26 protein-coding genes are annotated in these 25,259 nt (G+C 62.2%); 14 read left to right on the top strand and 12 right to left on the bottom strand.

What is annotated here, in order from left to right; translation table 11 throughout:
- The first annotated feature begins 118 nt into the window (after nt 1-118).
- Nucleotides 119-286: a 50S ribosomal protein L33 gene (rpmG, locus tag AMC99_RS11445; protein ID WP_061926670.1), complete on the top strand. Its 168-nt coding sequence runs from the start codon at nt 119-121 to the stop codon at nt 284-286.
- 64 nt (nt 287-350) lie between these two features.
- Nucleotides 351-1,016 (top strand): LolA family protein, encoded by a 666-nt coding sequence (locus tag AMC99_RS11450; RefSeq protein WP_061926672.1) that lies wholly within the window; start codon nt 351-353, stop codon nt 1,014-1,016.
- Between the two features lie 217 nt (nt 1,017-1,233).
- Here the strand turns inward: AMC99_RS11450 and AMC99_RS11455 are convergent, their stop codons facing one another.
- A complete protein-coding gene (locus tag AMC99_RS11455) occupies nt 1,234-2,667 on the bottom strand; it encodes an alkaline phosphatase (RefSeq protein ID WP_061926674.1) in 1,434 nt (477 codons plus the stop codon).
- 104 nt (nt 2,668-2,771) lie between these two features.
- On the opposite strand from AMC99_RS11455, the gene AMC99_RS11460 reads away from it, so the two are divergent.
- Genes AMC99_RS11460 through AMC99_RS11470 form a run of 3 tightly spaced genes read left to right on the top strand, consistent with a single transcriptional unit; the run spans nt 2,772 to nt 5,139 of the window.
- On the top strand, nt 2,772-3,569 hold the full coding sequence (locus AMC99_RS11460; protein ID WP_061926676.1) for an exodeoxyribonuclease III: 798 nt from the start codon (nt 2,772-2,774) through the stop codon (nt 3,567-3,569).
- On the top strand, nt 3,518-4,642 hold the full coding sequence (ribA, locus tag AMC99_RS11465) for a GTP cyclohydrolase II (protein ID WP_083440237.1): 1,125 nt from the start codon (nt 3,518-3,520) through the stop codon (nt 4,640-4,642). The genes AMC99_RS11460 and ribA overlap by 52 nt, the downstream gene beginning before the upstream one ends.
- Nucleotides 4,639-5,139 (top strand): GNAT family N-acetyltransferase, encoded by a 501-nt coding sequence (locus tag AMC99_RS11470; RefSeq protein ID WP_061926678.1) that lies wholly within the window; start codon nt 4,639-4,641, stop codon nt 5,137-5,139. Before ribA ends, AMC99_RS11470 begins: the two co-directional genes overlap by 4 nt.
- Before the next feature lie 3 nt (nt 5,140-5,142).
- On the opposite strand, the gene AMC99_RS11475 is transcribed toward AMC99_RS11470, so the two are convergent.
- From AMC99_RS11475 to AMC99_RS11485, 3 genes are read right to left on the bottom strand one after another with little or no spacing between them, the layout of a single operon-like run.
- Nucleotides 5,143-6,126 (bottom strand): right-handed parallel beta-helix repeat-containing protein, encoded by a 984-nt coding sequence (locus AMC99_RS11475; RefSeq protein ID WP_061926679.1) that lies wholly within the window; start codon nt 6,124-6,126, stop codon nt 5,143-5,145.
- Nucleotides 6,127-6,181: 55 nt separating this feature from the next.
- Nucleotides 6,182-6,379 carry a type II toxin-antitoxin system antitoxin gene (locus tag AMC99_RS11480; protein WP_061926681.1) on the bottom strand — a complete coding sequence of 66 codons (198 nt, stop codon included), beginning with the start codon at nt 6,377-6,379 and terminating at the stop codon, nt 6,182-6,184.
- 21 nt (nt 6,380-6,400) lie between these two features.
- Nucleotides 6,401-7,318: an SPFH domain-containing protein gene (locus AMC99_RS11485; RefSeq protein ID WP_061926683.1), complete on the bottom strand. Its 918-nt coding sequence runs from the start codon at nt 7,316-7,318 to the stop codon at nt 6,401-6,403.
- A gap of 155 nt (nt 7,319-7,473) precedes the next feature.
- On the opposite strand from AMC99_RS11485, the gene AMC99_RS11490 reads away from it, so the two are divergent.
- The 6 genes from AMC99_RS11490 (at nt 7,474) to AMC99_RS11515 (ending at nt 12,664) form a co-directional block, all read left to right on the top strand.
- Nucleotides 7,474-7,773 carry a hypothetical protein gene (locus AMC99_RS11490; protein WP_061926685.1) on the top strand — a complete coding sequence of 100 codons (300 nt, stop codon included), beginning with the start codon at nt 7,474-7,476 and terminating at the stop codon, nt 7,771-7,773.
- Between the two features lie 119 nt (nt 7,774-7,892).
- Entirely contained in the window at nt 7,893-8,129 is a 237-nt protein-coding gene (locus AMC99_RS11495; RefSeq protein ID WP_061927970.1) for a hypothetical protein, read from the top strand.
- A gap of 36 nt (nt 8,130-8,165) precedes the next feature.
- Nucleotides 8,166-9,344, top strand: a complete 1,179-nt coding sequence (locus AMC99_RS11500; RefSeq protein ID WP_061926687.1) for an acyl-CoA dehydrogenase family protein — start codon at nt 8,166-8,168, stop codon at nt 9,342-9,344.
- Between the two features lie 10 nt (nt 9,345-9,354).
- Nucleotides 9,355-10,584: a CoA transferase gene (locus AMC99_RS11505; RefSeq protein ID WP_061926689.1), complete on the top strand. Its 1,230-nt coding sequence runs from the start codon at nt 9,355-9,357 to the stop codon at nt 10,582-10,584.
- Complete coding sequence (locus AMC99_RS11510) at nt 10,584-11,813, top strand: acetyl-CoA C-acetyltransferase (protein ID WP_061926691.1); 1,230 nt, start codon at nt 10,584-10,586, stop codon at nt 11,811-11,813. The genes AMC99_RS11505 and AMC99_RS11510 overlap by 1 nt, the downstream gene beginning before the upstream one ends.
- Nucleotides 11,813-12,664 carry an HTD2 family dehydratase gene (locus tag AMC99_RS11515; protein WP_061926693.1) on the top strand — a complete coding sequence of 284 codons (852 nt, stop codon included), beginning with the start codon at nt 11,813-11,815 and terminating at the stop codon, nt 12,662-12,664. Before AMC99_RS11510 ends, AMC99_RS11515 begins: the two co-directional genes overlap by 1 nt.
- On the opposite strand, the gene ppk2 is transcribed toward AMC99_RS11515, so the two are convergent.
- The gene (gene ppk2 / locus AMC99_RS11520; protein WP_420805549.1) at nt 12,661-13,446 is read right to left on the bottom strand and encodes a polyphosphate kinase 2; all 786 of its coding nucleotides are present in this window, start codon (nt 13,444-13,446) and stop codon (nt 12,661-12,663) included. The two genes, AMC99_RS11515 and ppk2, sit on opposite strands and share 4 nt — an antisense overlap.
- Nucleotides 13,447-13,502: 56 nt before the next feature.
- On the opposite strand from ppk2, the gene phhA reads away from it, so the two are divergent.
- The gene (gene phhA / locus AMC99_RS11525) at nt 13,503-14,444 is read left to right on the top strand and encodes a phenylalanine 4-monooxygenase (protein ID WP_061926697.1); all 942 of its coding nucleotides are present in this window, start codon (nt 13,503-13,505) and stop codon (nt 14,442-14,444) included.
- A gap of 67 nt (nt 14,445-14,511) precedes the next feature.
- Here phhA and AMC99_RS11530 read toward each other — a convergent pair whose 3' ends face one another.
- From AMC99_RS11530 to AMC99_RS11550, 5 genes are all read right to left on the bottom strand, one after another.
- Complete coding sequence (locus tag AMC99_RS11530; RefSeq protein WP_061926699.1) at nt 14,512-14,772, bottom strand: hypothetical protein; 261 nt, start codon at nt 14,770-14,772, stop codon at nt 14,512-14,514.
- Nucleotides 14,773-14,848: 76 nt separating this feature from the next.
- Nucleotides 14,849-15,106: a hypothetical protein gene (locus AMC99_RS11535; RefSeq protein WP_157058314.1), complete on the bottom strand. Its 258-nt coding sequence runs from the start codon at nt 15,104-15,106 to the stop codon at nt 14,849-14,851.
- A 78-nt stretch (nt 15,107-15,184) separates the two neighbouring features.
- Nucleotides 15,185-15,979 (bottom strand): undecaprenyl-diphosphate phosphatase, encoded by a 795-nt coding sequence (locus AMC99_RS11540; protein ID WP_061926703.1) that lies wholly within the window; start codon nt 15,977-15,979, stop codon nt 15,185-15,187.
- Between the two features lie 83 nt (nt 15,980-16,062).
- The gene (locus tag AMC99_RS11545; RefSeq protein WP_061926705.1) at nt 16,063-18,195 is read right to left on the bottom strand and encodes a M13 family metallopeptidase; all 2,133 of its coding nucleotides are present in this window, start codon (nt 18,193-18,195) and stop codon (nt 16,063-16,065) included.
- A 154-nt stretch (nt 18,196-18,349) separates the two neighbouring features.
- Nucleotides 18,350-20,134: an ABC transporter transmembrane domain-containing protein gene (locus AMC99_RS11550; RefSeq protein WP_061927972.1), complete on the bottom strand. Its 1,785-nt coding sequence runs from the start codon at nt 20,132-20,134 to the stop codon at nt 18,350-18,352.
- Between the two features lie 227 nt (nt 20,135-20,361).
- On the opposite strand from AMC99_RS11550, the gene AMC99_RS11555 reads away from it, so the two are divergent.
- Both AMC99_RS11555 and AMC99_RS11560 read left to right on the top strand, forming a co-directional pair.
- Nucleotides 20,362-21,597: a polyhydroxyalkanoate depolymerase gene (locus tag AMC99_RS11555; RefSeq protein WP_061927974.1), complete on the top strand. Its 1,236-nt coding sequence runs from the start codon at nt 20,362-20,364 to the stop codon at nt 21,595-21,597.
- A 156-nt stretch (nt 21,598-21,753) separates the two neighbouring features.
- A complete protein-coding gene (locus AMC99_RS11560) occupies nt 21,754-23,325 on the top strand; it encodes an amino acid permease (protein WP_061927976.1) in 1,572 nt (523 codons plus the stop codon).
- A gap of 11 nt (nt 23,326-23,336) precedes the next feature.
- Here AMC99_RS11560 and AMC99_RS11565 read toward each other — a convergent pair whose 3' ends face one another.
- Both AMC99_RS11565 and AMC99_RS11570 read right to left on the bottom strand, forming a co-directional pair.
- Entirely contained in the window at nt 23,337-23,960 is a 624-nt protein-coding gene (locus AMC99_RS11565; RefSeq protein ID WP_061926707.1) for a DUF4126 domain-containing protein, read from the bottom strand.
- 81 nt (nt 23,961-24,041) lie between these two features.
- Nucleotides 24,042-25,223, bottom strand: a complete 1,182-nt coding sequence (locus AMC99_RS11570) for an acetyl-CoA C-acyltransferase (RefSeq protein ID WP_061926709.1) — start codon at nt 25,221-25,223, stop codon at nt 24,042-24,044.
- Between the last annotated feature and the right edge of the window lie 36 nt (nt 25,224-25,259).

Here is a 25,259-nt window from a genome sequence, read left to right on the forward strand (position 1 = left end):
TTTCCCCGTGAATCACCCAATGGGCGCGCCGGACAGGCGGTGCGCTGCGCGCCGCCCTTATTTTTTCGGCCCGGTCCCTGCAAAACGGGGCGGCCCCACAGATCTTTAGGAATACGCCATGGCGAAGCCCGCAACCGTCAAGATCAAGCTCGTCTCGACCGCCGACACGGGTTTCTACTACGTGACGAAGAAGAACCCGCGGAACATCACCGAGAAGATGAGCTTCCGCAAGTACGACCCCGTCGCGAAGAAGCACGTCGAATTCAAGGAAGCGAAGATCAAGTAAGCTGAACCGCGGGAACTTCCCGGGTTCACTCATGGTTCAATGCCCTGTAGCTAAAGGCAGGAGCATGAACATCTTCACATCCCTCACCAAACGCCCCTTGCGCGCCGCGATTGCCGGCGCGCTTGCCATTGGGCTTCCCGCAGCAATGATCGCCCTGCCCGCGACCTCTGCCGAGGCAGCGCAAGGCGATCTTGATCGTGCCGTTACCGCATTGCGCGGTATTTCGACGATGAAGGCGGACTTCACCCAGACCGACAGGCAAGGCCAGACGGTCGGTGGGGTGATGACGCTCAAGCGTCCGGGCAAGATTCGCTTCGAATATGAAAAAGGCGTGCCGATGCTGGTCGTGTCGAACGGCAGCTCGCTCTACCTGATCGATTACGAGGTGAACCAGGTCCAGCGCTGGCCGATCAAGCGTTCGCCGCTAGGCGCATTGCTCGATCCCAGCCGCGACGTGAAGCAATATGGCAAGCTGGTCCCGACCAGCAATCCCGACGTCGTCAGCGTCGAGGTTCGCGATCCGAAGCGTCCCGAATTCGGCGTGATCACGATGATCTTCATCCGCAACTCTGCGGCTCCGGGCGGATTGCAGCTGACCAACTGGGTCGCGCTCGATTCTCAGAACCACCGCACTACGGTGCGCCTGCGGAATCACCGCTACGGCGTCAGCGTTGCTGACAGCGCGTTCAAGTTCGACGATCCGCGCCGCTCGTCTCGTCGCCCCAGCTGAACGGACTAGCGTCGATTGGTTGTATGAATGCGACAACTTGCGGCGGCTTATTCATTTACGGGAAAGCCACTGACGGGTAGATTGTAAATCAAGGCGGTCGAAGACGGGTTTCCCCCCTGTTGCCCGATCTTCCAAAAGACCGCCTTGCCAAGCGTGACGAACGCTCAAAGGAACCCTCGTGCCAATGCCCCCGGCGCGAGGGTTTTCCTTTGCCCGCCTAACGCTTCCAGCCCAGCGCCTTGGCAATGATGTCGTAGATCACGTTCTGCTCGATCACGCCGCGCACGCGCTGCGACCCGGGACCTGTGCCAAACAGCGCGACGTCTTCGCCGCCATGCGTTTCCGAGCCCATCGGCACCAGCGACTGCTGCTGCGCGCGGACGCCTGTGTCCGGGATACCGCGATCGCCCCGAACCGCGCCGGGTCCGTTGGCATAGCCAAGCGTGCTGTAGGGTTTTCCATCCGCAGCCAGCGAGGGGCCATCGCCGCCCGCGCCGTGGTCCTCGTCGCCCCCTTCAGGCGGATAGACCAGGCCGAGGATCGGATTGCCGCGTTTCGGGTACCCGGCCATTGTGAAGACGTGGCTATGGTCCGCCGTGACGAGGATCAGTGTCTCTTCCGGATCCGTATGCTCGATCGCGTAACGGATGGCCCGGTCGAATTCGACCGCCTCTTCCAGGGCATATCCAGCCTTCGATTCGTGGTGGCCGTGATCGATCCGCCCGCTTTCAACCATCAGGTAATAGCCATCGGGATCGCTATCGAGCCGCTTGATCGCCTCTGCGGTCATATCGGTCAGGGTCGGTTCGCTGCTGTCGGCCTTGCGATCGACCATGTAGGTCATGTGGCTGGGCGAGAACACGCCGAAGACAGGCTTGTCTAGCGGGGCTGCCGCAAGCGCCGCCTGATCTTCGACATAGGTGCCGCCAGTCAGCTGCACCCAGGCTGCCGGCAGATCGGCATCGTCCTCGAGCCTGCGCCCACCTTTGTCCTTGCCATAGAATGCCGCACGGCCGCCGCCGAGCGCGACGTCGAAATCGGTGCCGATGAGCTGCGTCGCGATATCCTCGCAGCCGAGGCCGCGCTGGTCCGCGGGGATCGCCGCATCGGCTTCCCAGTCGCGATTCGGAATATGGGCATAGACCGCCGCCGGGGTCGCGTGGGTGATGCGCGCCGTGCTCACGATCCCCAGCGCCAGCCCCTCGCGCTTGGCCTTTTCGCCAAGGGTTTCCAGACGGTGCGGAAGGGACCCGGCACAATCGCCATGCGGTGCCTCTGGCCCGATCCCGAGCACACCGATCTTCGTCTTCACCCCGGTGTTCATGGCCGATGCCGTGCCGGCGCTATCGGGAGTTTGTGCGTTGGAATTGTAGGTTTTGACGAGTGCGACATTATCGAACTTCTCGAACGACTGGACATATTCCTCGCCGCTCTGCCCCAATTTCTGCCCTGCGTAGATGCGCGCGGCGGTGATGGTCGAAATGCCCATGCCGTCGCCGATGAACAGGATCACCTTCTTCGCCGTCGTCGGTTCGGTCGCTGCGACAACCGGCGCCGATTCGACCGATCCTTGCGAGGTAGCGGGCGTACAGGCGGCGAGTGCCATGGCGATTGCGCCGGTCAGGGCAAAGGCTGCGGTGTTCTTGGCCATCGTGGAATCTCCTTCTCTGCGCCGCGCTATCGCTTTCGTTCGTTACGGGAAAGAGAAAGCTGCGGACTGGACCCGCAAGCTGGCGGGCCTTAAGTGCTGCGCCCATGGTTTCAGTCGCTACATGGAATATCAACTCGGTCCGCCTGCGCTTGCCGATCGTAGAGCGCCTCTTGCAGGAGGAAGCCCCGGACGTGCTTTGCCTGCAGGAGATCAAATGCCAGGAGCATCAGTTCCCGGCCCAGGCGCTGGCCGATCTCGGCTATACCTACCAGGCGATCCACGGGCAGAAGGGTTATCACGGCGTCGCGACGGTCAGCCGGCTGCCGATGAAGGAATTCTCGCGCCACGACTGGCAGGACAATGGCGAGGCGCGTCATGTCGGGGTCGAACTGACCGATCCGGCGCACCAGGGCATGGTGATCGAGAACGTCTATATTCCCGCAGGCGGCGACGAGCCCGACCGCACGATCAATGTGAAGTTCGGGCAGAAGCTCGACTTCCTCGAACGCATGACGCGCTGGGCCGACAAGGTCGATCGCCCGACGCTGATCGTCGGCGATTTCAACATTGCGCCGCTCGAAAGCGATGTCTGGAACCACAAGCAGTTGTTGAAGGTGGTGAGCCACACGCCGCTCGAGGTCGAGACGCTGCAACGCTTCAAGGATGCCCACGGCTGGACCGACATCGGGCGCGAGCACATCCGCGATCCCGAACGCTATTTCAGCTGGTGGAGTTACCGCGCCAAGGACTGGAAGGCCAATGATCGCGGACGCCGGCTAGACCACATGTGGGCCAGTCCCGAGCTTGCCAAACAGGCAGGACGGCACTGGCTGCGCGAAGATGCGCGCGACTGGGAAAAACCGAGCGACCATATCCCGCTGTTTACGGAGTTCAGTCTCTGAACGAGGCCGCGCCTCGACCCACGCCCTCGCGCCGCGTCGCGCAGGCGGTCGATGCCCTGCGGCACGGCTGGCCGATCGCATTTGCAGGCGGCCCGGTCCTGCTGCCGGTCGAAACCGCGATCGCAAAGGCGGCAACTTCGGACAGGATGCTGATATCGGCGGCGCGCGCAGCCACGCTGAAACTGGCCAACCAGCGCGAAGCGGCAGAGCCGCATGCGCCGGTCCTGATCCGGGGCGGGGAAGCCTTCGACCTCGCATCCGCGCGCCCGATTGCCGATCCTGCGCTCGATCTCGCCAATCCGCTCAAAGGGCCGTTCAAGGCCGAAGCGATCGAATGGGCAGGGGAAGCGAGAGCGGCAATGGAGCTGGCGCGGATTGCAGGCATCCTTCCCGCTTTCATGGTCGATCCCGCTTCTGCCGGAGAAGCGCAGGCGATCGAAACCGGTGATCTTGCGGAATGGGCCGACACGGCCAACCTGACGATTGCGACGCGCGCACGGCTTCCGGTCGCAGCGAGCGAGACAGCCGAAATCGTCGCCTTCCGCAGCGCCGACGACATGCGAGAACACGTCGCGCTGGTGATTGGCAGGCAGACGGGCGATGTCGCGCCGCTGGTGCGGCTCCACTCAGAGTGCCTTACCGGCGATATACTCGGCAGCCTCAAATGCGATTGCGGGCCGCAGCTTGATGCAGCACTGGCGGCGATGGCCGACGAGGCGAGCCGGGGCAGTTGGGGCGTTCTCCTTTACATGCGGCAGGAAGGGCGCGGCATCGGCCTCGTCAACAAGCTGCGCGCCTATCGCCTGCAGGATCAGGGCTTCGACACGGTCGAGGCGAACGAACGGCTGGGCCTGCCGGACGAGGCCCGGGATTTCGCCACCGCCGCGCGAATGCTCGACCTGCTCGGGGTCCGCTCGATCCGCCTGATGACGAATAATCCGCGCAAGGTCGCAGCGCTCGAGGCAGCGGGCATGACGGTGAATGAACGGGTGCCGCACCAGCTGCCCGACAATCCGCACAACGCCCGCTACCTCGCAACCAAGCGCGACAAATCGGGCCACTTGCTGGAATGACCGCCGTCTCGCTCCGCCCCGAAGCCACGCAGGATCACGCGGCAATCTTCGATGTTACCAAGGCTGCATTTCGCGACATGCCATTCTCTGATGGAAGCGAAGCCGGACTGGTCGGCAAGCTGCGCGATGCAGGCGATCTCACGCTATCGCTGGTGGCGGAAAACGGCGGGCACATCGTTGGCCATATCGCCTTTTCACCCGTCACGATCAGCGACGGCACCGGCGACTGGTACGGGCTCGGGCCGGTAAGCGTGACGCCCGAACTTCATGGACAGGGCATCGGTTTCCGGCTGGTCCAGCGGGGTATCGCGGACATACGCGCTTTGGGGGCAAAGGGCATCGTGCTGCTGGGCGATCCGGAATATTACGGGCGCTTCGGCTTCAGGCATGAACCGCAGCTCGCCTATCCGGGGCCGCCAGCGGAATATTTCCAGTGCCTGGTGCTGGAAGGCGATCTTCCCTCTGGCGTTGTCAGCTACGCCCCGGCTTTCGGATAGGTATCAGCGCGCTTCGAAAGGGGCGATGCCGCTTTCGATTTCATTCTCACGGATGGCGATCCCGTGTCCGGTCCAGTCGGCTACGAACACCGATGATCGCTTGAGTCCCGGCACGAAACGCGCCGTATTGTGCGTGATCTGCAGACCGTCTGCATCGTGGAGCAGGTCTTCTGCGCCGACCGCGATGAAGGCGGAGTAGTTCTCCTTGTCGCGGCCCTGCACGAACAGATTGCCCTCGATCTTGCCGATGGCGCCAGCGGGCAGGTCGATCATGTAATTCGTGGCGCGGCCATTCGCGTCGTCGAAACTATTGCCGATGATTTCGGCTCTCGCCGCACGAGACTTGAGATAGTGCCCGCCGGTGCCGCGTTCGAAACGGCTGCGGGTCACGCGCAACAGGCCATAATTGCCGATGTAGATAGAATGAGCGCAGCCGGCCGAATTCTCGCAGGTACCAAGCCCGGTGAAGGTCGATTTGTCGATGACGATGGCTGCGCCCGGATCGTCGCCTGTCAGGATGCCCTGTTGGCTGTCGGCGAACCAGCTCTGGCGGACATGGAGGTCGCCCTGCTCCAGCCGGATGCCGGCGCCGTTTCCGTCACCGACCGCAATCCCCCGGAATACGAGCCCGTCGACCGAAGCCTTGCGGCCTCTCAGGACCAGCGCCGCCTTGCCCTCGCAGGCGGTGTTCTCGAAAACTGCCTGACCCTGCTCCTGCGCACGATAGGTCACGATCCCGCCTTCCTGGACAGCGCATTCACGGTAACGTCCCGGTGCGATGGTGATCGTGCCCTGGCCGGCGCCGATGGCGCGGACCGCGTCCTGCAACGTGGCAAAGCCGCGCCCCGTTTCCTGGACCACGAACTTTGCCTGGACCGGCTGCGCAATCAGGGCTGCAAGCGGGATCGAGGCAACCGCGAAGAGGACGGTCGCCACGCCGAGCCATCCGAGGCCTGGGTGCGTGCGGCGGGCAGTATGCTGGGTCATGCGCAAACCCTAGCAGGGCAATGGTTAACGGGCCGTCAAGCAGGAGCCTTGCGTGTCATTCCTTCGGCGGCCTCCCCCGCTTCGGCTTGCCCGAGATGGGGACCTTGATGCCGCGCGCTGCCAGAGCCTCGCGCAGGAGGACCTCGATTTCGGCGTTCGCGCTGCGCAATTCACCCGCAGCAAGCCGCTCGACCGCCGCATGGACTGCGGGGTCGAGACGGAGTGCGAAAGCTTTCTTCGGTGGTGCAGCCATGGCTGCCTCCTGCCCCTTCGCTTACTGGTAGAGCGTGCCGGTGTTGACGACCGGTTGCGCCTCGCGGTCGCCGCACAGGACCACCATGAGGTTGGAAACCATTGCCGCCTTGCGCTCTTCATCGAGGTCGACAATGCCATCGTGCGAGAGTTTCCGCAGCGCATCCTCAACCATTCCGACCGCGCCCAGCACGACCTTCTGGCGCGCCGCGATCACGGCATCAGCCTGCTGGCGGCGAAGCATCGCCCCGGCGATTTCAGGTGCATAGGCGAGGTGCGTGAGGCCCGCTTCGTCGACCACGATCCCGGCGGTGCGCAGGCGTTCGTTGAGCTCGGCCTGCAATTCGGCGTTGATGATGTCGGCGCTGCCGCGCAGCGTCGTTTCATCCTCGTCGCTCATGTCGTCATAGGGGTGCCGCGCACCGACCGTACGAAGACCGGCCTCGATCTGGATGTTCACGAACTCCTTGTAATCGTCGACGTCGAACACCGCCTGGGCGGTGTCCGCCACGCGCCAGACGACGTTGCAGGCGATCTCGATCGGGTTACCGCGAAGGTCGTTGATCTTGACCTTGTCGGAATGGACGTTGTGGACGCGGGCGGAGATCTTCTTGCGGATCATCCATGGCCAGACCCAGCGCAGACCTTCTGTCCTGTCGGTACCGCGATATTCGCCGAACAACGTGATCACGGCGCCCTGGTTCGGCTGCACCATGTAGAATCCGACCATCACGAAAACCGAAGCCATGACCGCACCGATAAGAGTGCCGATGAAGGCCAGCTTTTCGAACTTAGACGCGCCGACAGGCGGCAACCCGCCCATGATCGCCCAGACTCCGATGACCGTAATGGCCAGCAGGACCAGCAACATGACATAGCCGCTATGCGCCGATGCCGGGGTCTCCCGGCTGACGTTCATCACGTTCGATTTGTCGCTCATGATATTTTCTCCGATATAATTATGATATCATATTAATCGAAAAGCGGACGTCGCGCAATCAGAATCGCGCGCTTGCAGCACCCCGAGCCGCCCGATAGACATTCGGGCGCTGCGGCGTTTCGCCGCGTCGATATTCTTCAACAGGAGACGGATTGATGAAAAAGTTCACTGCCCTGGCCATGGTCGCGGCCGGATCGCTGGTTCTGGCTGCGTGCGGCAACTCGGATGACGTGTCGGAAGACATGACCTCCGAAACGGTTGAAATGCCTGCCGAAGAAGCGCTCGAGCCGGTGACCGAAGGTCCGGTCGAGGACAGCGCAGCCTCGGTCGAGGATGACACCAGCACTAATGTCACCACCGACGAGGCGGAAGCTGCTGCCGCAGCCGCTGCCGACGTCGCTGCCGACGCTATGGCTGCTGCCGAAGCTGCCGAGGCCGCAGCGGCAACTGAATAATCGGTATGCCGCCCACGCGGCATACCCCGAAGGCAAAAAGCCGGCGGTTTGGCTCGGGATCTTCGCCTGCGCTCAATCGTCGGCTTTTCCTTTTTCGCAGAAGCGTTATGGAGCACGGCATGAATCGACGCATCGCCACCCTGCTGCTTGCCGCAGCCGCCACCGCCCTGTCGGCCTGCGGCCCGGCGGACAATGATCCGGGGCCGGGCGGCGTCACGGTGGGTGAAGCGCGGGCGCTGGACGAAGCAGCCGAAATGCTGGAAGAACGGCGTATCCCCGACGAAGCAATTCCCGAGGTTGAGGGCGAAAATGCTCAACAGCCACCGGCGACCGGAACGGAAACCGGCACCCAATAAGAACAACTGACCTGACACGACCGAGAGAGAGACGCCATGAGCCAGACCGGAATGGACCCGGAAACCTTCGAACAGTTCATCGAACAGCTGGAACGCTATGTTCGCGAACGGCTGATCCCGGCGGAAAAGGATGTCATCGAGAATGACGCCATTCCTGCCGACATCATCGAAGAGATGAAGGAAATGGGTCTGTTCGGACTGACCGTGCCTGAAGAGTTTGGCGGCGCGGGGCTCAACACGGAACAATATGCGCGCACGGTCTATACCATGGCCTACGCAGCGCCGGCCTACCGTTCGATCTTCTCGATCAATGTCGGAATGTTCAATTCGGCGATCAAGAACGGCGGCACCGATGCGCAGAAGGCCGAATGGTGGCCGCGTATCGCCGCGGGCGAGATCGCCTGCTTCGGCCTGACCGAGCCGGGAAGCGGTTCGGACAGCGCCGCGATGCAGACGACTGCCAAGCCCGACCCGTCGGGCAATGGCTGGATCCTCAACGGCACGAAGCGCTACATCACCAATGCTCCGCACGCCTCGGTCGGCCTGATCATGGCGCGCACGGAGAAGGACAACCTGCCCAAGAATGCGCATGTCAGCGCCTTCATCGTGCCGATGGATACGCCCGGCGTTTCGACCGGCAGCCCCGACCACAAGATGGGGCAGGCGGGCAGTCATATCTCGGACATCATGCTCGACGACGTGCACGTCCCGGGCGATGCCCTGCTGGGCGGAGAGACGGGCCGCGGCTTCGTCTTCGCGATGAAGAGCCTCGACAACGGCCGCATCTCTGTCGGCGCTGCATCAACCGGCTATGCCCGCCGCGCGCTCGACAGTGCGATCCGCTATGCCAACGAGCGCAAGGCGTTTGGCGAACCGATCGCCAACTTCCAGCTGATCCAGCAGATGCTGGCCGAGAGCGAGACAGAAATCTACGCAGCCGAAAGCATGATGGCTGACGTGACCGCCCGTGCCGATCGCGGGGAAAACATCCTGCGCAAGGCAGCCGCCTTCAAGGTCTTCGCCTCCGAAATGTGCGGCCGCGTGGTCGACCGCGTGGTCCAGGTCTATGGCGGCGCCGGTTATCTTGCCGAATACGAGGCCGAACGCTTCTTCCGCGATGCTCGCATCTATCGCATCTACGAAGGCACGACGCAGATCCTGCAACTGCAGATCGCCAAGCACATGTTGCGAGACTGGAAGGCGGAACACGGCTGAGGGCGGCGGCGTGTACCAGCTTCTCGACGATCTCAGCCTGATCGAAGTTTCCAGCTTCGTCGCTTCGCCGACGATCGGCCTCTACTGCGCGCAGATGGGAGCCGAGGTGATCCGCGTCGATCACAAGGCGGGCGGGCTGGATTACGACCGATACCTGCTGACGAAGGAAGGGCGCAGCCTGAGTTGGGAAAACCTCAACCGTGCCAAGAAATCGGTCGCGCTCGACCTGCGTTCGGCAGAGGGTCGCGAGCTGTGCGTCGAACTTGCTCGCAAGACCGGCCAGTGCGTCACCAACCTGCCTGAAAAGAGCTTCCTCAGCCATGCGGCACTAAGCGATGGCCGCGAAGACATGATATCCGTGCGGATCATGGGCTGGCACGACGGCAGGCAGGCGATGGACTTCACCGTCAATGCCGCGAGCGGTTATCCGCTGATGTGCGGACCCGAAGAATGGGACATGGCCACGGCCCCTCCTGTAAACCAGGTGCTGCCGGCATGGGATTTCATCACCGGGGCCTATGGTGCCTTCGCATTGCTGGCGGCGCTCCGTCACCGTGACAAGACGGGCCAGGGCAGCGAGGTCCGCATTCCGTTGGGCGACGTGGCGATCGGCACAATGGCCAACAGCGGTTCGCTTGCCGAAATGCTTTACCGCGGGTCCGACCGCGAACGGCTCGGCAATGCCATCTGGGGTGCGTTCGGCCGCGACTTCCGCAGCCTCGACAACCAGCGCTTCATGGTTGCAGCGCTGACGCCCAAGCAATGGGACGGATTGGTCGCAGCCTTCGGTATCGAAGCCGAGATTGCAGCGCTCGAAAGCGAGCTTGGCGTCCGCTTCGCCGATGGCGACACCCCTCGGTTCCAGAACCGGCACCGCCTGTTCGACCTGTTCCAGCAGGCTGCGGGCCAGCATGACTACGACGTCCTTGCCGCCCGCATGAGCGAGCAGGGCTGCACCTTCGAACGTTATCGCACCATGCACGAAGCGGCGAACGATCCGGTGCTGGTGGCGGATAACCCGCTGTTCGGCCCTTCGCCCGCCAACCCTTCGGGCTTCGAATACCCGGCCACCCGCAGCTTCGCCAATCTGGGCGGCCAGGACCGGGGCGATCCTGCGCCCGCACCCTATCTCGGACAACACAGCGAAGAGGTGCTGAGCGAAAAGCTCGGCCTGTCGTCCGGCCACATCGGCAAGCTTGTCGATGCAGGCACGGTCGCACTTTCAGACAAGGACAGATGATGAGCAAGAGACGCGCCGCAATCGTATCCCCGCTTCGCACGCCGGTGGGCAAGTTCCTCGGCACGCTCGCCCCGCTCGACGCGGGTAAGCTGGGCGCGGTGATCCTGAAGGCACTGGTCGAACGCAGCGGGATCGATCCCGAACGCGTCGATGACGTCGTTTTCAGCCAGGGTTATGGCAATGGCGAAGCGCCTGCGATCGGTCACTGGAGCTGGCTCGCCGCCGGCCTCCCGCTCGAAGTTCCCGGCTTCCAGCTCGACCGCCGCTGCGGCTCTGGCGTTCAGGCCGTCGCAACCGCTGCAATGATGGTGGAAACCGGCATGGCCGATGTGGTCGTTGCGGGTGGCTGCGAAAGCATGTCGAACGTCGAGCATTACACCACCGACCTCAGGCAAGGCGTGCGCATGGGCGACATGACGCTGCACGACCGCCTGTCGCGCGGACGCCTGATGAGCCAGCCGATCGAGCGCTTCGGTGTGATCACCGGCATGATCGAAACCGCCGAAAACCTCGCCAAGGATTACGGCATCAGCCGCGAAGAGGCCGATGCCTATGCAGTTCGCAGTCACCAGAATGCGGCCAAGGCATGGGCCGAGGGCAAGTTCGACGATCACCTGGTGCCGGTTGAGATCCCGCAGCGCCGCGGCGATCCGATCGTGTTCGACCACGACGAAGGTTATCGCGCCGATGCGAGCATCGATTCGCTCGGGTCCTTGCGCGCGATCGATATCAAGCGCGACCCCGGCGCCATCGTGACGGCGGGCAATGCCAGCCAGCAGAACGATGCCGCTGCTGCCTGCCTCGTCGTTGCCGAGGACAAGCTGGAGGAAATGGGCCTCGAGCCGACCCTCTGGTTCAATGGCTGGGCTGCTGCCGGCTGCGATCCTTCGCGAATGGGCATCGGCCCGGTTCCGGCAGTCGAGCGCCTCTTTGCCCGCACCGGCATGAGCTGGGACGATATCGGCCTGGTCGAATTGAACGAAGCCTTCGCCCCCCAAGTCCTCGCCGTGTTGAAGGGTTGGGGCTGGTCGAAGGACGACAGCCGGATGGACATGCTCAACGTGAACGGTTCGGGCATTTCACTGGGCCATCCCATCGGCGCGACCGGCGGACGCATCCTCGCCGACATGGCCGCGGAAATGCACCGGCGGGAAGCGAAGTTCGGGCTCGAGACCATGTGCATCGGCGGCGGTCAGGGCATCGCTGCGATCTTCGAACGGGCTGCCTGATGGGCGAATGGGACGCCTGGCTGGGGCGCGAGCAAGTCCAGACCGATACGCTCCCCCCTTCGCTGGCGCAGCGCTGGCTCGCAACCTTCGATCTCGAACAGCGCGACAGCGGCGCGATGCCGCAGGGCATCCATTTCTGTCTCTGCACTCCCGAAGCGCCGCAGGCGGCGCTTGGCGAAGACGGGCATCCCGCCCGCAGCGCCGACGATAAGAGCTTCTTCCCGCCCATACCCCTGCCACGCAGGATGTGGGCGGCAAGCAAGATCGAGTTTCTTGCACCGATAGAGATCGGCGCTGCCATTTCGCGGACCAGCCGGATCGCTTCGGTGGCGGAAAAGGATGGCAGCACCGGCAGGCTCGGCTTTGTCGATGTCGAGCACCTGACCGTTGCCGATGGCACGCCTGCAGTGCGTGAGGTCCAGACGCTGGTCTATCGGGACGCCATGGCGCCCGACGCTCCACTGAGCCCGCCTTCACCCGGTGATGGGGGTTTCGATCCTGCGCAATGGCAATCGCACCGCACTGTCACGCCCGACCCGCGCCTGTTGTTCCGCTTCTCGGCGCTGACCTTCAACACCCACCGCATCCACTACGATGCGCCCTATGCCCGCGATATCGAACGCTATCGCGGGCTGGTCGTCCACGGACCGCTCATGTCATCGCTGCTGTTGCAGATGGCAGCGGGTGAACTGGGCGAAAATGCTTTGAAGAGCTTCGCCTTCCGGGCTGTCAGCCCCGCCATTGCGGATGAAGTGCTGCACATCGCGATGCGGCCGAGCGACGACGGGTTCGAGCTCGGCACCTTCGCCAGCGACGGGCGCCAGGTCGTCAAGGCAAGCGCGACCGTCTAGTCGGGTTCGACCGGATAGCTCTCGATCGGTTTCAGTACCCCGTAGGTCTCTTTCAGCAGCTCTTGTCCAAGAGCCGGAAAGTCGATCGGCGCGGGCTCGACCTGGGTGTCCGGCAGCCGGTCAAGCAAGTCGCGGATCAGGGTCAGTCGCCCCCGTTTCTGGTCGTTGAAATCGACGAGCGTCCACGGTGCCCATTCGGTATGGGTCGCAGCCAGCATCGCCTCGCGCGCATCGGTATAGGCCTGGTACTTTTCCCGCGCGGCAAGGTCGATCGGTGACAGTTTCCAGCGCTTGAGCGGATCGTCGAGCCGTTCCGCCAGCCGCTCTTCCTGCAGGGACTGATCGGTAGTCAGCCAGTATTTGAAAAGCAAAATACCGTCATCAACCAGCTGCTTCTCGAACACGGGCGCCTGTTTCAGGAAGGCATCGACCTGCGCCTCGTCGGTAAATCCCATCACCCGTTCGACGCCCGCCCTGTTGTACCAGCTGCGATCGAACAGGACGATTTCTCCAGCGCTCGGAAGGTGCGCTACATAACGCTGGAAATACCACTGCGTGCTTTCATCTTCGGACGGTTTTGAAAGCGCTACGATCCGGCACTGGCGGGGATTGAGCCGTTCGCTGACCGCCCTGATCGCACCGCCCTTGCCAGCAGTATCGCGCCCTTCGAACAGTACAAGGATCCGCGCACCGGTCGCCTTTGCCCAGCGGGCCATGCCAACCAGTTCCAGTTCGAGCGGATCGAGAAGATCTTCATATTGCTTGCGCTTGATAGGTTCCAAGATCATCTCCCGAATTGTCAGTGCCCGACGGGCATGATATGGTTGCAATTGAAACTATGGCTACGATCGCAGAACAACAGCAGGACTTTTCGATCCTGCCCGAATTGCCGGCCGATGTCTTCACCGCGCCGCTGAAAAAACCCGCGCATGTCGGTGACGACTGGCTGGAGCCGAAGCAGACCGAATACACTTCAGATGATGATGCGATCTGGAACGACCTCTTTGCGCGGCAGATGGAAGTGCTCCCCGGACGGGCGGCAAGCGCGTTCATGGCCGGATTACAGAAACTCAATCTCAACCGCGGCGGCGTGCCCGAATTCCGCAAGCTCAGCGAGGATCTCGGCGCGCTCACCGGATGGAGCGTCGTCCCGGTACCGATGCTAATCCCCGATCACGTGTTCTTCTGGCACCTTGCCAACCGCCGTTTTCCTGCCGGCAATTTCATTCGGACACGCGAGACTTTCGATTACATCCAGGAGCCGGATGTCTTTCACGACGTCTTCGGCCACGTGCCGATGCTGACCGACCCGGTCTATGCCGATTACATGCAGGAGTATGGCCGCGCCGGCTGGAAAGCCATGCGCTACAACCATCTAAAGGCCCTTGGAGCGCTATACTGGTACACGGTCGAATTCGGCCTGATCGAGGAAGCGCCGGGCGATATCAGGGCCTATGGCGCAGGCATCCTGTCCGGACCGACAGAGGCTGTTTTTTCGGTGGAAGCAGACAGCCCCAACCGCATCATGCTGAACGTCGACCGGGTCATGCGCACGGATTACGTGATCGACGATCTTCAGCCGACCTATTTCGTCATCGAAAGCTTCGAAGACCTTTACCGCCAGACGGTCGAGCGCGACTTCGATCGCCTGTACCGCAGCCTTGGTCCGAGCTTCACATATGCCAATTCGGCAGTGATCGACGTCGACGACGTGCTCCACCGCGGGACGCAGGAATACTGGTTGCGCGGAGGACGTGGAAGCGGCGCGACGCCGATCTAGCACGTCCAATGAAAAACCGGCCCGGGATCGCTCCCGAGCCGGCTTTTCTTTGCCTTGCGGCAGATGCTTAGTTGCCAGCAGCTTCGTCAGCAGCTTCGCCAGCTTCTTCCATGGCGTCAGCTTGGTCTTCAGCAGCGTCGGTCATGGCATCTTCCTGAGCGTCGGTGATTTCACCGGCGTCTTCCATGGCTTCAGCCTGTTCGTTGACGACTTCTGCAGCCTGTTCGCCGGCGTCTTCAGCTGCGTTTTCCTGCGGACCGTCGCAAGCTGCGAGGGTCAGGCCAAGAGCGGCAACGGGAGCGAGAGCGGCAAATTTGGTGAACTTCATTACATTTCCCCTTCTAAAATTCCAGGTAGCAGCTTGATTGCTCCTATCCCCGGATCAGTCAATCAGTTGGTCGAGATTAGGCGTTGGCCCGATTACGCCGGTACAGATAATAGGCCACGAGCACGGCGATCGTGCCAGCCAGCGCTGCAAGCAGTGCTGTGGCGCTGAGGCCGCCGATGATCGAACCGTTATTGGCAAGCAATCCGGCCACGAGCGACGATGCAACGCCAATGCCGACTTCCGTCAGCACGCCGTTGCGATCTTCCGTTCGCGTTACGATCGATGACAGCCAACCGAGGACTGCTCCGATCAGGATGAGCAAAATCAATGCCATGCCTTCTTCCAACTTGGTTCAACCGATACAACAAGCCAAAGTTGTAATTGGTTCCGCCAATGCGACGAACCGATGGAATTAGAACAATGCGAGAAGAATGACACCGAGTGCGACACGATAGATTACGAAAACCATCATCGACGCCTTCTTCAGAAAGTTCATGAGGAAGGCCATCGTGGCGAATGCGGCGAGGAAAGTAAGCGCGCCAGCAATGAGCGCATCGGCCTGCATCTGTTGCGAGGCTTCTGCCAGGTCGAGCGCCGCCAAGAGGCCTGCACCTGCCACCGCAGGGATCGCCAGCAGGAAGGAGAATCGCGCTGCCTCCACCCGCGAATAGCCGAGGAAGCGCGCCATCGTCATGGTCGAGCCCGATCGACTGGTGCCGGGGATGAGGGCGAGGGACTGGGCAAGGCCGACGAGGATTGCATCGCGCAGGGTCAGCCCGTCGAAAGTCTTGTCTTGGCTGCCGAACTTGTCAGCAATGCCGAGAAGGATGCCATAGACGATGAGGTTGATGGCGACGAGATGCGTGCTGCGGAACCCTTCGAGATAGCCGCCCATCTTGAGGAACAGGCCAAGCAGGACCGCGGGAATGGTGCCCACGAGTACCCAGAGGAACAGACGGCGTTGGTGCGGGTCCTTGCCGATCCCGACCGTGGCGAAACCGCCCTTCGCCAGCCCCAGTGCATCGCGCCAGAAATAGATGATGATCGCCAAAAGCGACCCGACGTGGACGGCGACGTCCATCATCGGACCCTGATCGGGAAACTCCGTCAGCTTGGGAATCAGGATGAGGTGGCCGGAGGAGGAGATCGGCAGAAACTCCGATATCCCCTGGACGATGGCGATCAGCAGCAGCTGGAGAAAAGTCATGACCCGCGCTCCATGGCTGAAGCGCGGGCCAAGTTAAAGCAGATTTCGTCGAGCCCGTTTGAAAGCCGGGCAGGACGTCCCGATTACCAGATCTTCACGCGGTCTTCGGGAGCAAGATACAACGCATCGTCTTCGGTGACGTTGAATGCCTTGTACCATGCGTCCTGGTTGCGCAGCGTGTAATTCACGCGGGCAACATAGGGCGAGTGAGGGTCGACCTGAAGCATCTGGCGACCGTAGTTTTCACGGACCATGCCGCGCCACACCTGCGCCCATGCGATATAGAAACGCTGGTCGCCGGTCAGGCCGTTGATCACCGGTGCTTCCTTACCGTCGAGCGAAAGGCGATAGGCACGGTAGGCCATCGAAAGGCCGCCCACGTCACCGATGTTCTCGCCCAGGGTGAACTTGCCGTTCACGCAGGTCTTGCCTTCGTCATAAGGGCAGAACTGGTCGTACTGACCGGCGAGCGCCGTGGTGCGCTTGTCGAAATTCGCACGGTCCTCGTCGGTCCACCAGTTGCGCTGGGCACCGGCGGCATCGAACTTCGAACCCTGGTCGTCGAAACCGTGGCCCATTTCATGGCCGATCACGGCACCGATCGCGCCATAGTTCACCGCCGGATCCGCAGTCAGCGCGAAGAACGGCTGCTGCAGGATGGCCGCCGGGAAGACGATCTCGTTGAAGACCGCGTTGTAATAGGCGTTCACAGTCTGCGGCAGGATGCCCCATTCGGTCTTGTCCACCGGCTTGCCCAACTTCGAGAGATTGTCCTGCTTGTACCATTCTGCCGATGCCATCTTGTTGGCGAGCGGCGAGTCGGCGACGATGGTCAGGCCTTCGTAGTTCTCGAATTCGTCGGGATAACCGATCTTCGGGTTGAACGAGGCGAGCTTCGCCTGCGCTTCTTCCTTGGTCGCTTCGCCCATCCAGTCGATTTCGGTCACGCTCTGCGACAGCGCGGTGCGGAGGTTTTCGACCAGCTCGCTCATCGCGGCCTTGTTCTCGGACGGGAAATAACGCTCGGCATAAGCCTTGCCGAGCTGTTCGCCGAGCATGCCCTGGACGGTGTTGATCGCCATCTTCCAGCGCGGCTGCTGCTGTTCGATCCCGCTCAGCGTGGTGCTGAAGAATGCGAACTTCGCGTCGTAGATGTCGCTCGGCAGGATCGAAGCATTCGCGTCGAGGAAATTCTTCGCCATGAACGCCTGGAGCGTCGCCACCGGAGTCTTCTCGACGAGGTCGATGAAGGCCGGAAGACCGCCGCCGATGCCCGAAAGCATCTTGGCATCGAGGCCCATCTCGGCAGCTTCTTCAGCCGTCGGCGGAACCTGCGAGGTTACGAACCTATCGACATCGCCATAACCGCCGGCTTCGAGCAGCTTGGCCAGCGGGAAGTCGCCAGCGAGTGCCAGGATGCCTGCACGATCGTGCTTCTGGTAAGTCAAATCGGCATTGCGAAGCGCAACGCGGTCCCATTCGAGAGCGGCCGTGGCCAGCTCGAACGAATAGACGGCTTCGGCTGCTGCTGCCGGATCTTCGTAGCCAAGCTTGCCGAACAGGAACGAGAGGTATTCCTTGTACTTGGTGCGGATTTCCTGGTTCCGCTCGCTATCGACAAGATAGTAATCGCGGTCGGGCAGGCCCATGCCGTCGAAACCGATGCTGACGATGTAGCTTTCCGGATCCTTGCGGTCGACGGTGACACCGGCACCAACCATCGAGGAGAAGCCCGGCTTCGCGAACAGTTCGACCATCTGGTCGAGCGTGTTGGCGGCGTAGATTTCGTTCAGATAAGGCTGGGCCGGTACAAGACCCTTCGCGTTGATCGCGTCAACGTCCATGTAGGCGTTGTAGGCATCGACGAGGCGCTGTTCGGTGCTGCCTGCGGCGTAGCCTTCACCCTCGACCAGCTGGGTCATCAGCGACTTTACGTCGAGCTGCGATTTTTCGCCGAGCGCGTGGAAAGCGCCATAGGAGGACTTGTCGGCAGGGATCTCGGTTTCAGCCACCCACTTGCCATTCACATAGGCGAAGAAGTCGTCGCCCGGATCGACCGACGTATCGAGCAATTCGGTGTCGATTCCCATCGGCGGATAGCTCAGCAGCGGAGCCTGGATTTCTTCCGATTCCTGGTCCTGGGCAAGTGCCGGGTTGGCGGCGGCCAGCGAAAGCGCAATCGCGCTCACGCCGAGAATGGCAGTTTTACGGATCATCAGATGCGTCCCCTTTTCAAGACATTTGATGGATTTATCAGAGGCCAGATTCGGCCCATGTTGAAATGCGGTATAGGTTGAGTTGAGATACGGGTGCAGTCGCTCGTCGGTTTCACTTGCAACTTCATCGATTGCGGCAGGCTGAACTGCCGCGTCAGGCGGCTTCGGTACTTGCGAACTGGAGCCGAGCGAGGCGGGCGTAAAGTCCGTCCGCCCGCGTCAGCTGGTCGTGCGTTCCCTGCTCCACGATCTCGCCATCTTCGAGCACCACGATGCGGTCGGCGGCGCGCACCGTTGCCAGTCGATGGGCAATGACCAGCGTGGTACGGTCGCTCATCAGCCGTTCGAGCGCCTGCTGCACCAGTTGCTCGCTTTCCGCATCGAGCGCGCTCGTTGCCTCGTCCAGTAGCAGGATCGGCGCATCGCGCAGGATGGCACGGGCAATGGCAATGCGTTGCTGCTGCCCTCCGGATAGCCTGGTTCCGCTTTCGCCGAGATAGGTATCGAGGCCATCGGGCAGATCGCGCAGGAACTGTTCCGCATTGGCGGCGCGGGCCGCTTCCCAGATTTGTTCTTCGCTCGCGTCCCAATTGCCATAGCGCAAGTTGTCGCGTGCATTGGCGCTGAACAGCACCCCTTCCTGCGGGACGAAAGCGATGCGATCGCGGATTTCGGCCGGATCTGCCTTGGTCAGGGGAATGCCATCGAGCCGCAACGTCCCGGCCTGGGGATCGTAGAAACGCTCGACCAGCTGGAAGATCGTCGACTTGCCCGCGCCGGAAGGGCCGACGATGGCGACCGTTTCGCCCGGTTCAACCTCGAGGGTGAAATCCTTGAGCGCTGCTGTTTCCGGGCGGGTGGGATAGCGGAAGGTGACGTTTCGAAACGACAGGCTGCCGCGCGGCGGCACCGGCAAGGCTTCCGGCCGGGCAGGCGCTGCGACCTCGGGACGGGCGTTGAGCAATTCATTGAGCCTGCTCGCCGCGCCAGCACCCCTCAGCAGATCGCCATAAACCTCGGTCAGCGCCCCAAAGGCGCCCGCAACGACGACGCCCGCAAAGATGAAGGATGCGATCGTGCCGCCGGTCAATTCGCCGGAAGCGACGAGCGAGGCACCGCGCCACATCAGCACGGTGATCGCGCCGAAGATCAGCGTGATCAGCAAAGCGGTCATCACTGCCCGAATCATGATACGCCGCTTGGCAACGGCAAAGGTGCGTTCGACCGCGCCTGTGAAACGCTCGCCTTCGCGGTCCTCCTGTCCGAAGGCCTGGACGATCTTCATGCCGGCCAGCACTTCGGTGACCATCGCCCCCACGTCGGCGACCCGGTCCTGGCTGGTGCGGCTGATATTGCGAAGCCTCCTGCCGAAAACGGCGATGGGTATCACGACCAGAGGGATCGCTACGAAAATATAGGCGGCAAGCTGCGGCGCGAGCCAGAACAGGTAGATGGTACCCAGAATCGCCGAGATGATATTGCGCATCGCGACCGAGACGGTCGTTCCCACGACCTGTTCGATGATCGCCGTGTCGCTCGTCATGCGGCTCGAAATTTCCTTGGGGCTGTTTTCCTCGAAGAAGGCAGGCGACAGGCGCAGCAGGTTGCGATGGACCTTGCGGCGCAGGTCGGCGACCACCCGTTCGCCTATCCAGCTGACGAAATAGAACCTGATCGCCGTGCCGAGACCCAGAACGCCGACGAGCAGCAGGAGGTAGCGGAACCAGCGTCCGACTTCACCTTCGGCGCCAAAGCCGCGATCGACGATCAGCTTGAGGGCATAGGGCATCGCAAGCGATGTCACCGCCGCGGTGATCAGCAAGGCGCAGGCGGCAAAGACCAGCTCGCGCGGATATTTGGCCGCCTGGCTGAAGATCATTTTGAGCGGGCCAAGAGACTTGGCAGGCTTGCCCGCCTTCTTCTCCCTGCGCCGCGCCATGAAGCCCCGGCGTTCGGGCTGCCCCTCGGTTTCGGTATCGTCCACGTCCATCGCCATGTCAGGTAGCTATCGCCAAGCTAAATTACACGTCCAAAAACCGCGAACTCGGCAGGTTTCCGGCACCACTATCGATTTTGTGCATTGCACAATGACGAAGTTGGGCCCACCTTGGCCCTTTCAAGCGCACAAAAGATGCGTGTGGACGAATGTCGCAGCAGGGGAATGACGTGCTTTATCACGCTTACGAATTGCAACGCTCTTGGCTCAACAGTGCCAGCGCCTTTGCGTCGATCGCATCGGAAATGATCTCCAACCCGGTCAATCCATGGGGATACACCAGCCTCGGCCCGATAACCGCCAATGCGCTCGAAGTGTTCGCCCACGCCACCGCCAGCTACGGCAAGCCTGCTTTCGGCATCACCGAGGTCGAGGTCGATGGAAAGGTGCATCCGGTCGAAGAAGCGACAGTGATGAACCGCCCCTTCGGCGATCTTAAGCGTTTCCGTCACACCGGCCTGCCCGAAACCTCCCCGCGACTGCTGATCGTGGCACCGATGAGCGGGCACTACGCCACGCTGCTGCGCGGCACGGTCGAGCGCATGCTCCAGAGCTGCATCGTCTACATCACCGATTGGGCCGACGCGAAGCTGGTGCCGATGCACGAAGGCAGTTTCGACCTCGACAGCTACATCGACTACCTGATGGATTTCCTTGAGCAGATCCGCGTCGAGGGTGGCGGCGAGCGCCCCCACATGATGGCCGTGTGCCAGCCTTCCGTTCCCGCATTCGCCGCGACCGCGCTGCTGAACCAGCACGATTCGCCCGCTACGCCGAAGACGCTCACCATGATGGGCGGCCCGATCGACACGCGCGAAAGCCCGACGACGGTCAACGATCACGCGATGAATCGCCCGATCGAATGGTTCCGCCAGAGCGTGATCGCAACCGTGCCGACCAACTATCGCGGTGCCGGAAGGCGTGTTTATCCCGGCTTCATGCAGCTATCGGCGTTCATGAGCATGAACCTCGGCAATCACATGATGAGCCACTGGGAAATGTTCAAACACCTGACCGTGGGTGATGACGACAGCGCGCAGGCGACCAAGGATTTTTACGACGAATATCGCGCGGTGTGCGATATGACCGCCGAATTCTATCTCCAGACCGTGGAGGAAGTGTTCCAGAAGCACTCGATCCCCAATGGCGAGTTCCGTCACAAGGGTGAGATCGTCGATCTCGGCAAGATCGCCAAGACCGCGCTGCTCGCCGTCGAAGGTGAGCGCGACGACATCTCGGGTCTCGGCCAGACCAAGGCCGCGCTGAAGCTCGCCACCGGCCTCGCCGAGGGCAAGAAGCGTTATTACATGGCCGAAGGCGCCGGACATTACGGCATCTTCAACGGCAGCAAATGGCGCACCAAGGTTGCACCCGAGGTCGAGAAATTCATCGCCAAGCACGGCTGAAATGGCGGCTGGCGGCGCTAGGACGCCGGGCTTTTTCGCCGCCAAGCAGCACTGATATTTTTCTTCTATGCAGGCCGCGTTGTCTGGTGATATTGATGCGTGATTGACTGGCTGGGCGCGCTGTTGCGGCTGCGGGTCAACGGGTATCCTGACATAATGATCCTTGATCGTGTTAAGCCGCTAGACGCCATCCTGGCCGCGGCAAGCAAGAAGTCGCTCAAGCGCACGATGAGCGGTTTCCAGCTCATGCTGTTTGGCATCGGCTGCATCATCGGCACCGGCATTTTCGTACTGACAGCCGCAGGCGCGCAGAAGGCCGGCCCCGGCCTCATGCTCGCCTTTGCCATCGCTGGCGTCATCTGCATCGTGGCAGCCCTCTGCTATGCCGAGATTGCCTCCACCGTCCCTGTATCGGGGTCCGCCTATACATACACTTACGCGACGATGGGCGAGTTCCTCGCCTGGACCGTGGGGTGGGCGCTGGTACTCGAATACGCGATCGCGGCGAGTGCTGTTTCGGTCGGCTGGTCGGGCTATTTCGTGGGCACGATCCTGAACGAGACTTTCGGCATACATCTGCCGGCGTGGCTATCTGGCGGGCCACTGGCGCTTGGCGGAGTCGAGGGCGGATTCATCAACCTGCCAGCGCTCGTCATCGCCCTGCTGGTTACCTGGTTGCTGATGATCGGGACGAGCGAGAGTGCCAAGTTCAACGCCGTCCTAGTCACGATCAAGGTCACCGCCCTGACCATCTTCATTGCGCTGACCTTGCCGCAGGTGGACGCGGAAAAATTCAACCCGTTCCTGCCAGCCGGCCTGTTCGGCGGCTTCGGGAGCGGCGTAGGGGCAGTGGGTGCCGCAGCGACGATATTCTTCGCCTATGTCGGCTTCGACGCGGTCTCGACGGCAGCAGAGGAAACGAAGGATCCGCAGCGCAACGTGCCGATCGGTCTCGTCGGATCCCTGCTTTTCTGTACAGTCTTCTATATCGCTGTTGCAGCTGGTGCGATCGGCACGATCGGCGGCCAACCGATCATGGGCCCGGGCGGAATTCCCTTTCCGGCAGGTTCGGAAGAGCTCGCGCGCCAGTGCGCACTTCCGCAGTTTTCGGCAGCCCTGGTCTGCTCCGACGAAGCGCTCGCCCATGTGCTGCGCCAGATCGGATGGTCGGGGGTCGGTAATGCCTTGGGCTATGCCGCATTCCTCGCACTACCTTCGGTCATCCTCGTGCTGCTGTTTGCCCAGACGCGCATCTTTTTCGTGATGAGCCGCGACGGCCTGCTGCCCGAGGTTCTGAGCCGCGTTCACCCGAAATGGCACACGCCCTATATCGTCACCATTGCGACAGGCGCAGTCGTGGCGGTCGCTGCTGCATTTCTTCCTGTCGGCCAGCTAGCGGACATCGCCAATGCGGGCACTCTCTATGCCTTTGCCATGGTCGCGATTGCGGTGCTCGTGCTCCGGCGCCAGCGACCCGAAATACCGCGTCCGTTCAAGGTCAGGGGGGTGTGGTTTGTAGCGCCGGCGGCGGTCGCAGGGTGTGTCTTCCTGTTCCTAAACCTCCCGTTTGAGGCCATGATGGTCCTGCCGGTCTGGAGCGTTATCGGCCTCGTGCTCTACTTCGCCTATAGCCGCAGCCGCAGCCACCTGGGCCGCGGGATCGTCGAGGTCGTCGACGATATCGAAGGTGACGAGGATCTGGTTCCGATCAAGCCGCCCGAGGCCTGAAGCCGGCGTTGCTATCCTATCGGCGGTAATTCCTCGCCGCGCTTGACCCTCGGCATGCGGACAAAAATCCGCTTGATGACCCTGCGCGCCCACAGCAGCAGCCATACGACCAGCACCAGCAGGACCAGAGCAACGATCCCTGCTGCCACGGGATATTCATAGGCCAGCCACAGCAGGCCGACTGTCGCGACGTCCTCAACGCTCGATGCCGCGACGTTGCTGACCGGCTCGGGCGAAGTGTTGACCACGGCGCGCGCGCTCGCCTTGCCACCATGAGCGAGGAAGCTCGCGCCGCCGCCGAGGAGGAAAGCGACCACCTGCATCGCCGGATCGGAAGGATCGACGATCGCCAGCGCGAGCAGCGCACCGCCTACCGGGCGCACCAGCGTGTGAACCGTGTCCCAGATGCTGTCGAGCCACATGACCTTGTCGGCGAAGAACTCTGCCAGTGCGCCGATCGCCGCGATGCCCATCACCCAAGGGTTGGCGAGCACCGCCAGTGAAGCAAGGTGCTCCGGGATCGGAATGGCATCGAGCCGCATCGCGAGGCCGGTCGCAAAAATGCAGAGGTAGAGCCTCCAGCCGCTAAGCAGGCTGACGCTCCCGGCGATCCCGATGATTTCCATGATGCCCATAAACGCAAAACTCCCGCCAATTCCGCGAGGAACGGCGGGAGGATGCGTCCGATTGCCCCGAAAGGCAACAACGGCAGATATTTAGAAGACTTCGAACATCCCGGCAGCGCCCATGCCGCCGCCGACGCACATGGTCACGACGACATACTTCGCACCGCGGCGCTTGCCTTCGATGAGGGCGTGGCCAACGCAGCGGGCACCGGTCATGCCATAGGGGTGGCCGATCGAGATCGAGCCGCCGTTGACGTTCAGCTTGTCGTTATCGATGCCAAGCTTGTCGCGGCAGTAAAGGACCTGCACGGCGAATGCCTCGTTCAGCTCCCACAGGCCGACGTCTTCCAGCTTGACGCCGGTGCGTTCCAGCAGCGCCGGAATCGCGACGACTGGGCCGATACCCATTTCGTCGGGCTCGGTGCCGGCAACGGCCATGCCGACATAACGGCCAAGCGGTTCCAGCCCGCGCTGTTCGGCGAGCTTGGCTTCCATCACGATGCTGGCCGACGAACCGTCCGACAGCTGCGAGGCGTTGCCCGCCGTGATCGTGGTGCCCGGGCCCATAACCGGCTGGAGCGAAGAAAGACCTTCCAGCGTGGTCGACGGACGATTGCCTTCATCCTTCGAGACCGTAATCTCGACGTCGGAAATTTCGCCGGTTTCCTTGTCCTGCACCTTCATGGTGGTGGTCACAGGCACGATTTCATCGTCGAACTTGCCGGCTTCCTGTGCCGCGGCGGTGCGCTGCTGCGACTGGAGGGCATATTCGTCCTGCGCTTCGCGGCTGATGCCGTAACGCTGGGCAACGGTTTCAGCAGTCTGCAGCATCGGCATGTAGATCGCGCCGTGCATCGCCAGCAGCTGCGGGTCGGGCATGACGCGCATTTCCTTGGTCTGCACGAGACTGATCGATTCCTGGCCGCCGCCTGCAACGATATCCATGTTGTCGACTATCACCTGCTTGGCTGCAGTCGCGATCGACATCAGGCCCGACGAACACTGGCGGTCCATCGTCATGCCCGAAACCGTCACCGGACAACCTGCACGAAGCGCGACCTGGCGACCGAGGTTACCGGCCTGCGCACCCTGCTGCAGGGCCGAACCCCAGATCACGTCCTTCAGCTCGCCCGCTTCGATACCGGCGCGCTCGATAGCGGCGGCCAGCGAATAGGAGCCGAGCGTGGCGCCGGGCGTGGCGTTGAAGGCCCCCTTGTAGGCGCGGCCGATGGCGGTGCGGGCGGTTGATACGATGACTGCGTCGCGAGACATTGAATATTCCTTAGATTGTTGGGTTTCCGATCACCC

The organism is Altererythrobacter epoxidivorans, assembly GCF_001281485.1.
Taxonomy (GTDB): domain Bacteria; phylum Pseudomonadota; class Alphaproteobacteria; order Sphingomonadales; family Sphingomonadaceae; genus Erythrobacter; species Erythrobacter epoxidivorans.